Here is a 10,538-nt window from a genome sequence, read left to right on the forward strand (position 1 = left end):
TTGCCAGGGAATCACGTCCTCCAGCCAGGCAGGAACATATTTCTCGATACGACGCGACAGGCGTATGCCGTCCTGCAACGAGATGTGGCCGATATGGTCGATGGCGAGCGGGATCTCGTATCCGATCACCTCGCGGACCTCGTGGATATATTGCTCAAGCAGGTCTATCCCCTTTTCGCTGAAATGCAGGCCCGTGAACGGGTGCTGCACGTTCTGCGCGTCGTAGGCGAGATTGCGGGCCTTGCGCTGCTCGGGCGTACCGCCACGGCCGCGCGGATTGGCATGGAACCCTTCCAGCGCGCCGGCGGGCGCGGCCACGGCGCCCGGGACATGGGCGATCTGCATCAAGCCCAGGTCCATCTTGAGGAAGGTGAAACCCCGGTCCATGCGCTGCTTGAGGCGCTTTCCGGTCTCGGTGCCACTGGGCTTCTCGGCGTCGGTGTCACAATAGACACGCACCTTGTCGCGGAACCGTCCTCCCAGCATCTGGTAGATCGGCACGCCATACGCCTTGCCAGCGAGATCCCACAAAGCGATTTCGACCCCCGAAACGCCGCCGCCCTGCCGGCCATGCCCGCCGAACTGCTTGATCCGGCGAAACAGGCGGTCGATGTCGCAGGGGTTCTCGCCAAGCAGCCGGCTTTTCAGCATCAGCGCGTAGGTGGCGCTGGCGCCGTCACGCACTTCACCAAGCCCAACGATGCCCTGGTTGGTGTAGATCTTGAGCAGCGCCGAGGTGAACGGCGCGCCGACGATTTCGGCCACACGCATGTCGGTGATGCGAAGCTCGGACGGCTTCGAGTTGGTGTTGACCCGGTTGAGAGCCTCGTCGGCTCCATCCGTCTTTGGCATGATTTATCCTCGTTCAGGTCGGCGGGGCCCTGTCGCCCCGTGTGCTGCCGATGGCGTTGCTAGCCCAGCTCGATCTCATGGGCTTGCAGGTAGTCGCGATTCATCTCGATGCCGAGGCCCGGCGTCGACGTCAGCCTGAGGCTGCCATTCGAAACATCGAGCGGCCTGTCGATAAGATGATCGTACTTGCCCAAATTCCACTCCGAAGTTTCGAGCTTGTAGAAATTCGGAACGGTCATCATCACCTGTGCTCCCGCAACGACGTTGATCGGTCCCGCGGCGTCATGTGGCGAGACTGGGATGTAGTAGGCTTCGCATAGGGCGGAAATCTTCTTGAGTTCGGTAATGCCACCGGTCCAGGTGACGTCAGGCATGATGTAGTCGGCGAGCTTGTTCTCGAGGACCGGCACGAAATCCCACTTCGTGTGGCCGCGCTCGCCCCACGAGATAGCGGCGCTGACCTTGTCGCGCACCTGCTTGAGGGCGTTAAGGCTCTCGGGCGGGCACGGCTCCTCGAACCAGTCGATCTGGCCGGCTTCCTCGAGGCTGCGACAGAGGCGAATGGCGGTGGGAACGTCGAAGCGGCCATGCGCGTCGATGAGGATGTCGACGTCAGGGCCCGCCGTTTCGCGGATCAGCGCCGTGAGTTCGGCCGCTTCGCGCTCGTCCTTGCGGGTCATGCTGCCGTCGAGGTAACCATCCCGCTGTTCGCGGGGCACGCCATCGGCGGTGCGGCCCTGGTGAGGGAAGGGATCGAACTTGAGAGCGGTGTGGCCGGACTCGACGATGTCCATGATTTCGCGGACCACAGCGTCCTTGCTGGTGAATTTGGCCTGATTGGGATGGGTGTACAGCGCGATTTCATCGCGCACCGGTCCGCCCAGCAGCTCGTAGATCGGCTTGCCGAGGACTTTGCCCCGGATGTCCCAGAGGGCTATATCGATGGCGCTCACGCATTCGACGGCGGCCCCGCGGCTGCCCATATAGGTGAAGCTGCGGAAAATCTTGTGCCACAGATGCTCGATACGTGCGGGGTCTTCGCCTGCCACGGCGATACCGATCTGTCGTAAGATCGTGCAGAGCGCGCGGTTGGCCAACTTTGTCGTGGTGGTGATCTCTCCCCAGCCACTCACTCCCTCGTCGGTCGTCACTTCGACGAACAGGTACTCTCCCCAATAAGAAGCATCGGATTTGATCAGCCACGGCCTAATGCTCGTGATTTTCATCTCTCAACTACCTTTGTCTGGAATGACCCCGACTAGCGGTATTCTCGACCGAATATTCTACCCCGCCCGAGCGGCGTTACGCGCGCGCATGTGCTCGAGGACATGCCGCCCGGAGCCCTCGACATGGCGCGCAATGAGTTCGGCTGCCTCGTCGGCATTTCCCGCTTTCACATGCGCGATGAGCTCCCGGTGCTCGCGAAGGATCGCGGCACGCCGGGCAAGCGTGAAATTGAAACGCCGGCTCACGGCGCGCAGCACTTCGCGATGCTTCCACCAAAGCTCGGCGGCATGGCGGTTGTAGTGCCTCTGATACATCACGGTGTGAAAAGCGGTATCAAGCTCGCTGTGCTTGAGCGTGTCGGCAAAGTTGTTCTCTTCAATCAGGCCCTGGATACGTTCGAGTTCGGCAATGTCCTCGACGGTCGCCATATTGACGAACCATCGCGTCAGGGCCGGCTCGATCAGGACTCCGATCTCGTAGATATCCCGGACAAAATCCTGATCAATGGGCCGGACGCGCGCGCCGCGGTTGGGAACGAAGGTGACAAAGCCCTCGCCGCGCAACAACTGCAGGGCTTCGCGCACGGGGTTGGTCGAGGTGCCGTGACGCCGGGCTAGATCGGTTACCACAAGGCGTTCGTTGGCCGCGAGCCGCCCTTCGATGATGTCTTCCCGGATCAGCTGATAAAGCGAGGCGCCCTCGCTGGAGGCCCCGAGAGCGTCAATCCCTTCGGGTGGTTCCGCTTTGAAATCGCTTGTTTCTGCCAAGGCCCGCTCCCCAATCAATACACATTCTGACCGATATCACGCACGGTTTCCATAAACAATGTACGATCTCTTGCGTTGACAGACAATCTACTATCTGAAAACGTACAAACTGCTCGAAGGGATACATTGATAGAGATATCCCACGGCCGACGAGCAAAGACCGCTCACCTCGATGCAGAGCGGCATGGGAGAGAAACCTGGAGGATACCTATGACGAGGATTACACTCGGCGGTGCCGTCCTGCGCGGCACTGTCTCCACTGCCTTAGCGGCATCGCTGATGTCCGCACCGGCGCTGGGCGCGCCGCCGGTCGACCTGAGCAAGTGGTCGCCGCAATATGTGCGCTCCATCGCGGGCACGCAGGATTTCGACACGGAGGGCGATTGCGCCAAGGTCACCCCACTCGACTACAAGGGGCGACTGACTTTCTGGTATCAGGGCGTGTTCGAGGGCGACCCCGATCTCCTGCGCCAGTACTACAAGGATTTCTTCGAGACCTTCCGCAAGACCTATCCAAACATCCAGCTCGAGGAACAAGCCCTCACCTATAACGATCTCCTGGACAAGTTCCGCACGGCGCTGCTTGGCAATGCGGCGCCGATGGCGGTCCGCCTGCAAATCCTGGGTGGCACCGAGTTCGCCTCAAAAGGCTATCTGCAGCCGCTCAAGCCCGAGGACGTGGGATATTCGACCGAGGATTTCTGGCCCGGCGCCATGAAGGCCGTGACCTGGGACGGCGTGACCTACGGCATTCCAACCAACAACGAGACCATGGCGTTCATCTGGAATGCCGATATCTTCAAGCGTGCTGGCCTCGATCCGGACAAGGCTCCGGCAACCTGGGACGACGTCGTCAAATACTCCAAGCAGATTCACGACAAGCTCGGCATCGCCGGTTACGGCCTTGTGGCCCGCAAGAATGCCGGCAATACCCCGTACCGCTTCATGCCGCAGTTGTGGGCCTATGGAGGCGGCGTCTTCGATGAAGCCACGGCGAACCCTACCTATAAGCAGATCGAGCTCGACAGCCCGCAGAGCAAGGCCGCGCTGCAAGCCTCTTACGATATGTATGTCCGCGACAAGTCGGTTCCGGTTTCGGCGCTTACCAACCAACAGGCCGACAACCAGCCGCTGTTCCTTGCCGGCCAGCTCGGCATGATGATCTCGCACCCATCCGACTACAATGTCATGCTCGACCTCCAGAAGAAGGCGACGGGCACCGACAAGGACAAGGCGCAGACCGTCATCGACAATATGCGCTATGGCCTCATTCCGACCGGCCCGGACGGCAAGCGCGCGGTCGTGTTCGGCGGCTCGAACATCCACATCCTGAAGCCCGAATATGTCGAGGGCGGCAAGGTAGACGAGCCAGCTGCAAAGGCCATCATCTGCATGTGGACCAGCCCCGAATGGTCGCTGAAGATGGCCTATGCAGGTTCGAACCCGGGCAACCTTAACGGCTTCAAGACCAAATGGATGAAGGAGCGCCTGGACAGCATCAAGTTCCTCGACGTCACCACCTCGATGCTGCCATACGGCATCCCGTTCCCGGCGCTGCCGCAGTCCCCCGAGATCATGAACATCATCGTCCCGGACATGCTACAGAATGCGCTCACCGGAGCAATGACCGTCGACCAGGCAGCGGATGACGCGGCCAAGAAGGTGAAAGACCTGATGGGCGGGGGACTCTAGCCGAAGCCTGACCTGCGATCTCACCGGTTGCGCTAAGAGCGCAGCCGGCTCGTACTGAAAAACAAGGGCACGCCAAAGTGACGATCGTGGCCGGCAAGACCGGGGCTCGGCGAAGATTGCGACCCCTGCTGCGCAAGATTTGGGAGCATCGCGCTGACTACGCGTACGTGCTCCCTGCAATTGCCGTCATGCTGATCGTGATCGCCTATCCGATCTACTACACGATCGAGCTGTCGTTCTTCAACACCCCGCCCGGCCTCCAGCTCCGGGACAAGATCTTCGTCGGCATCGACAACTACACCGCCATCCTCAGCAGTCCGGTGTTCTGGAAGGTCACCTCGAACACCCTTATCTGGACACTGGCATCCACTTTCATCTCCTTTGTCCTGGGATTTGCCTGCGCGCTGGCGCTCCATCGTGACTTCATCGGCCGGGGTGTGCTGCGCGCTATCCTGATCATTCCCTGGGTCATCAGCGCGGTCGCCGCGTCCTATATCTGGAAGTGGATCTACCATTCGGACTTTGGGATCATCGGCGCGGTGCTGGTCGGCCTCGGATGGGCCGACCGTCCCCCCAATTTCATCGACAGCGTCAGCACCGTGCTGCCCTCCCTGATCGTGGTCAACATCTGGCGCGAGTTCCCGTTCGCCATGATCATGATGATGGCCGGTTTGCAGACAGTCCCCGACCAGTTGCTGCGCGCCGCAAAAGTCGACGGAGCCAATGCATGGCAGCGCTTCTGGCACGTCACCTTCCCGCATTTGAGAAACGTCTCGACAGTGACGATCCTTCTGCTGGCAGTCGCCAACTTCAATTCCTTCATCATCCCCTGGATCATGACCGGCGGCGGCCCGTCGAACGCATCGCATATCTGGATCACCCACATCTATGAGCTCGCCTTCGGCCGGCAGCGCTGGGGAGTGGCATCGGCCTATTCGGTGCTTCTGTTCCTCATCCTGATGACGCTCGGCTACTTCTACGTCCGCGCGCTTAGCGGCAACGACCGGAAGGATGGCAGCGCATGAGCACGATTGCCGAGACAGCCCCTCGAGGCCAGACTCGTCGCCGCATGCGCATCGACGGATGGCGGTGGGGCGGGCGCATGTTCCTCGTATTCATGCTGCTCTACACCGCGTTACCGATGGTCTGGATGCTGATCACCTCGATCAAGTCCGGCTTTGCCGCGATGCAATTCCCGCCGCAATGGTGGCCGGACGAGCCTACCCTCGCCAGCTACCAGAAGCTGCTCGATCCGCAGAACAGTGTTGGCCAGGACTTCCTGCGCTTCTTCTGGAACAGCCTTTACGTCTCCACTGCAACGACTATCCTTTCCGTGATCGTGGCGGTTCCCGCGGCCTACGCGTTTTCGCGCTTCACCTTCCCGGGCCGGAACTTTTTGTTCTTCGCCGTCTTGCTTCGCAACATGTTCCCGGCGGTGATTTTTTTGGTGCCGCTCTTCATCCTGATGCGCGCCATTGGGCTGGTGAACACGCATGGATCGCTCATTCTCACCTACCTCACTTTCGGCCTGCCGCTGGCAATCTGGCTGCTGAAGGGCTTCTACGACAACATCCCGGTTCAGCTCGAGCAGGCGGCGCGCATCGACGGGGCGACGCGGTTCCAGGCCTTTATCGTGATCGTGATGCCGCTCTCGGCGCCAGGAATCATCGCCACGGCGATCTATTCCTTCATCGGCGCGTGGAACGAGTACATCTACGCCTACACCTTCCTCTCCAAAAACGAGCAGCTGACATTGCCGGTCGGCATCCAGCGCTTCTTCTCGGAAAACACGACGGACTTTCCAGGTCTGATGGCGGCCAGCTTCATGATGAGCGTGCCCGTCGTGGTGCTGTTCCTCGTCCTGCAACGATACTTCGTACGCGCCCTTACAGAAGGCGCGGTCAAGCACTAGAGCCGGATGATTTCAGGTCGAAACGACCTGAAATCTGAATCCGGCTCCAAATCAAGGAAGTGGAGCATGATGTCGTCCGAAAACCGCTTCACACTTTTCGGCATCATGCTCTAGACTAGGGAGTTGCCGATGGCCCACGTGGTCCTCAACGATCTCGTCAAGACCTATGGCAGCTTCAAAGCCGTCAACCAGGTTTCGCTGACGGTCAATGACGGCGAGTTCGTTGCGCTCGTCGGCCCTTCAGGCTGCGGCAAGACGACAACGCTCAACCTCATCGCGGGGCTGATCCCGGTCACATCGGGCGACATCGTCATCGGCGACCGGGTGGTCAACGACCTCGACCCGAAAGACCGGGACATCGCAATGGTGTTCCAGAACTATGCGCTCTATCCGCAAAAGTCGGTCTATATGAACCTCGCCTTCCCGCTGCAGATGCGCAAGCTGCCCAGGCACGAGATCGACAAGAAGGTCAGGGAAGCGGCGCAGGTTCTCGACATGACACAGCTGCTCGAGCGCAAGCCGCGCGAACTTTCGGGCGGCCAACAGCAGCGCGTGGCCCTGGGCCGAGCCCTGGTTCGAGATCCAGCGGTATTCCTGATGGACGAGCCACTCTCCAATCTCGACGCAAAGTTGCGCGTACAGATGCGGTCCGAAATCAAGCGGTTCCACCAGGATCTCAAGGCGACGATCGTCTATGTGACGCATGACCAGCTCGAGGCCGTGACCATGGCAGACAGGATGGCGGTGATGAACGGCGGCTACCTGCAACAATACGATTCGCCGGCGCAAGTTTTCGCCCATCCCGCCAACATGTTCGTCGCAAGTTTCGTCGGCAGCCCGGCGATGAGCCTTATTCCGCTAGAGGCATCGACGGCAAACGGCAACACCGTGCTCACCAGCGCTGAAGGGTGGAGCCTTAAGCTGTCGCAGCTCAACGCGCGCAAGGTCCAAAGAGCGGCCACCAGAAAGGTCGTACTCGGTGCGCGACATTCGACGATCAAGCTGCACAAGAGCGCCATTCCCGGCGCCATTCCGGCCAAGGCCTATACGGTGGAACCAACCGGCGACGTCACTTTCGTGCAGGCGCTCCTCTCCGGCGCCATCGTCAACATCAGCGTGTCGCCCAACATCGCCGTCACACCGGACGAGCAGATCTGGCTCGAGTTCGACCAGGAACGCATCCACCTGTTCGACGGCGAAACGGAGATGGCCCTCGAGGGCAACTGAGACAGCGCGAATGCGTGTGGAACGGGTGTGAATGACGACGAAGCTTAAGATCACGGCAATCAAGCCCTATCCAGCTTGGGTGGGGACCCGCAACCAGATGCTCGTCAAGATCGAGACCGATCAGGGTATCTTCGGCTGGGGCGAGAGCGGCTTGAGCGGTCGCGAGAAGGCCGTGGCCGGCGCGATCGAGCACTATCGCGAATTTCTTATCGGCCGCGACCCGATGCAGATCGGCCGGATCTGGCAGGAGGTTTATCGCAGCCAGTATTTCGAAGGCGGGCGCGTTCTGCAGGCTGCGATTTCCGCCATCGACATCGCGCTTCACGACATCAAGGGCAAGGCGTTGGGGGTGCCGGTCTACGAGCTGCTCGGCGGCAAGCAGCGCGACCGCATCCCCACCTTCGCCTCGACCGGAGACGAGGCCGAGGGCGATGCTGCCATTGAACGAGCCCGCGAACTGCGCGCGCAGGGGTGGCAGGCGATCCGCTTCTTCCCCATCGGGCAAAGCAGCAGGGACGTTTTCGAACCGCGCGAGTCGATCGGCGCCACCGCTAGCATGCTGAACAAGGCGCGCCAGGCGCTGGGCGACGAGGTCGTGCTCGGCATCGACTATCATCATCGGCTGTCGGTGGCCGAGGCGGCGAGCTTCTGCAACAAGCTCGGCCGCGGCGTGCTTGATTTCCTCGAGGAGCCCATACGGGACGAGACACCGGAGGCCTATGAATCCTTGCGTAGGATGACGGACATCCCGTTCGCCATCGGCGAGGAATTTGCCGGCAAGTGGCAGTTCCTGCCCTACATCGAGCGCGGCATCCATCAGTTCAACCGGCTCGATGTCTGCAATGTCGGTGGGCTCACCGAAGCGATGAAGGTCGCCGGCTGGAGCGAGGCGCACTATGTCGACCTGATGCCGCACAATCCTCTCGGTCCGGTGTGCACCGCCGCGACCATACATCTCGCCGCCGCGGTGCCGAACTTCGCCTGGCTCGAGACCAGGGCGCCGGAAAGAAAGCTGGGTTTCGACAGTTCCGAGTTCTTCCCGATGCAACCACAGCTCGACGGCCCGGATTATCCGGTCGGCGACCAGCCGGGACTGGGTGTCGAGATCAACGAAGAGGCGATCCAAGCGCAGAGTTTCCGTTTTTGGGAAGCGCCCCACCTCAAGCGCCGCGACGGTTCTGTCACCAACTGGTAGTTCCATTTCAACCGGAGTCCACAATGACGCATACCCCCGACATCACGCGGCCGCCCAAGGAACTGATCGACGCGCTAAGGGAGATCGGCGCGGCGACGGTCGCCGGCACGCTTGGCCACATGGGCTTCCGCAATCCGCACATGGTTGGACCGGTGGCGCAGAACCATGGCAAGTCGATCGTAGGGCCGGCGCTGACGCTGCAGTTCCTGCCGCAGCGGCCGGACCTCTTCAACGAGGGAGAATATGCCGATCCGGAGACGCAGTTGCACCGGCACGTACTCTACCACGCGCAGGAGGGCGATGTGGTCGTGGTCGACGCGCGCGGCGACATGAGCTCGGGCGTCTTCGGCGATATGATGTCGACCTATTTCAAGGGCAGAGGCGGCGCCGGCATTGTCATCGACGGATGCATGCGTGACCGACCCAATGTTGAGAAGCTCGATCTGCCGCTGTGGCTGCGCGGCTGGACGCCCAACTATCATGTGCAAACCAGCATCTATCCAAATGCCGTCAACGTTCCGATTGCCTGCGGTGGTGTCACTGTGATCCCTGGCGACATTATCGTCGCAGACGATGACGGGGTGGTGGTGGTTCCCGTGGCAATGGCGCCGAAGGTCGTCGAAGAAGCGAAGAAGCATCACGATTGGGAAGAATTTTCGCGCGAGAAGCTCATGCAGGGCGCGCCGTTGCAACGCTATTATCCGCTGCATGACGATGCCCGAGAGGAATACGAGGAGTGGCGTAAAACAAATCGCTAGGAGCACCCCTACTGCGGCTACGCTATGCGGCAACATCTGAGGCGCAGAGCGATCGGCCCTCCTCGTCCGTGGCAAGGAGCCCCGTGACGCACCCGAGTTGGCGGATTGTATCTGCCGACTGCCGTTCCCACCTCCGATGAGTCGCGAAAGCTAACCGCTCCTTATGGGGTTTCGTAGAGTTCCAGCGGCAATCCATCTGGGTCGCTGAAAAAGGTAAACCGTTGGTCTGTATATGGGTCGATCCGGATTGGCTCAACGGCAACGCCAGCGGCTTCTAGGCGCATAATTACGGGATCAAGATTCGCCACAGCAAATGCCAGATGTCTCAGGCCTGTCGCTTCTGGATGGGACAGCCGCATCGCTGGTGAAGGGAAGGAGAACAATTCCAACTGGACGGACCCGATCCGCAGATCTGCCTTCCATGACTGCCGCTCTTCCCGATAGACCTCCCGGATCAGATCGAGGCCGAGGAGTTCGACGTAGAACCGTCGAGACCGGTCGTAATCGGTGCAGATGAGCGCGACGTGGTGAATGGCGTTCAGCATACTAAGAACTCTACCGAAGGTGGGATTTGAGGCCAAGGTCACCGTCGACTACACGGCACTCGCCTCGTCATCTGCTCCCAATCGGTGGCATGATGTTACCGCCAGAGCGCAACCAAATCCGCATTTCGGCTGGTCTGGCGTTAGGCAACTATCAACCCGACCTTGCAAAAAGTGTCGGGCGAAAATGTGTATGTTAGCCGCCTGCCGAAGGTGAGCGTACCGCAGCTTCCAGGATTGTCGACGGGATCGACGGACGACAACTATGCTGAAGGGTTTCGGGTGCCGCGAGGCGTACGAAAGCCTCTCATGCAGGAACCCGCGGTCAGCAGGCGGTGAGCTATGGGGATTTGTGTTTCGGCGTGT

General features: G+C 60.6%; 10 protein-coding genes. 6 read left to right on the top strand and 4 right to left on the bottom strand.

Going from position 1 to position 10,538, the window contains the following annotated elements; all coding sequences use genetic code 11:
• From ACWGS9_RS32900 to ACWGS9_RS32910, 3 genes are all read right to left on the bottom strand, one after another.
• On the bottom strand, positions 1 to 852 hold an 852-nt coding region (locus tag ACWGS9_RS32900; protein ID WP_459077404.1), incomplete at its 3' end, for an enolase-like domain-containing protein.
• Positions 853 to 911: 59 nt separating this feature from the next.
• Positions 912 to 2,078 carry a mandelate racemase/muconate lactonizing enzyme family protein gene (locus ACWGS9_RS32905; protein ID WP_454509145.1) on the bottom strand — a complete coding sequence of 389 codons (1,167 nt, stop codon included), beginning with the start codon at positions 2,076 to 2,078 and terminating at the stop codon, positions 912 to 914.
• Between the two features lie 57 nt (positions 2,079 to 2,135).
• Positions 2,136 to 2,846, bottom strand: coding sequence for a GntR family transcriptional regulator (locus ACWGS9_RS32910; RefSeq protein WP_454509146.1), 711 nt, complete (start codon positions 2,844 to 2,846; stop codon positions 2,136 to 2,138).
• A 210-nt stretch (positions 2,847 to 3,056) separates the two neighbouring features.
• Between ACWGS9_RS32910 and ACWGS9_RS32915 the strand changes: the two genes are divergently transcribed.
• From ACWGS9_RS32915 to ACWGS9_RS32940, 6 genes are all read left to right on the top strand, one after another.
• The gene (locus tag ACWGS9_RS32915) at positions 3,057 to 4,538 is read left to right on the top strand and encodes an ABC transporter substrate-binding protein (protein ID WP_454509147.1); all 1,482 of its coding nucleotides are present in this window, start codon (positions 3,057 to 3,059) and stop codon (positions 4,536 to 4,538) included.
• 77 nt (positions 4,539 to 4,615) lie between these two features.
• Positions 4,616 to 5,563, top strand: coding sequence for a carbohydrate ABC transporter permease (locus ACWGS9_RS32920; RefSeq protein ID WP_454509148.1), 948 nt, complete (start codon positions 4,616 to 4,618; stop codon positions 5,561 to 5,563).
• Positions 5,560 to 6,450, top strand: a complete 891-nt coding sequence (locus tag ACWGS9_RS32925; protein WP_454509149.1) for a carbohydrate ABC transporter permease — start codon at positions 5,560 to 5,562, stop codon at positions 6,448 to 6,450. The genes ACWGS9_RS32920 and ACWGS9_RS32925 overlap by 4 nt, the downstream gene beginning before the upstream one ends.
• Before the next feature lie 129 nt (positions 6,451 to 6,579).
• Positions 6,580 to 7,677: an ABC transporter ATP-binding protein gene (locus ACWGS9_RS32930; RefSeq protein ID WP_454509150.1), complete on the top strand. Its 1,098-nt coding sequence runs from the start codon at positions 6,580 to 6,582 to the stop codon at positions 7,675 to 7,677.
• A gap of 31 nt (positions 7,678 to 7,708) precedes the next feature.
• Positions 7,709 to 8,872: a mandelate racemase/muconate lactonizing enzyme family protein gene (locus tag ACWGS9_RS32935; RefSeq protein WP_454509151.1), complete on the top strand. Its 1,164-nt coding sequence runs from the start codon at positions 7,709 to 7,711 to the stop codon at positions 8,870 to 8,872.
• A gap of 23 nt (positions 8,873 to 8,895) precedes the next feature.
• Positions 8,896 to 9,630: a ribonuclease activity regulator RraA gene (locus ACWGS9_RS32940; RefSeq protein WP_320311774.1), complete on the top strand. Its 735-nt coding sequence runs from the start codon at positions 8,896 to 8,898 to the stop codon at positions 9,628 to 9,630.
• Positions 9,631 to 9,791: 161 nt separating this feature from the next.
• On the opposite strand, the gene gloA2 is transcribed toward ACWGS9_RS32940, so the two are convergent.
• Complete coding sequence (gloA2, locus tag ACWGS9_RS32945; RefSeq protein WP_454509152.1) at positions 9,792 to 10,175, bottom strand: SMU1112c/YaeR family gloxylase I-like metalloprotein; 384 nt, start codon at positions 10,173 to 10,175, stop codon at positions 9,792 to 9,794.
• Between the last annotated feature and the right edge of the window lie 363 nt (positions 10,176 to 10,538).

It is taken from the genome of Mesorhizobium sp. Arg314, from assembly GCF_053714275.1.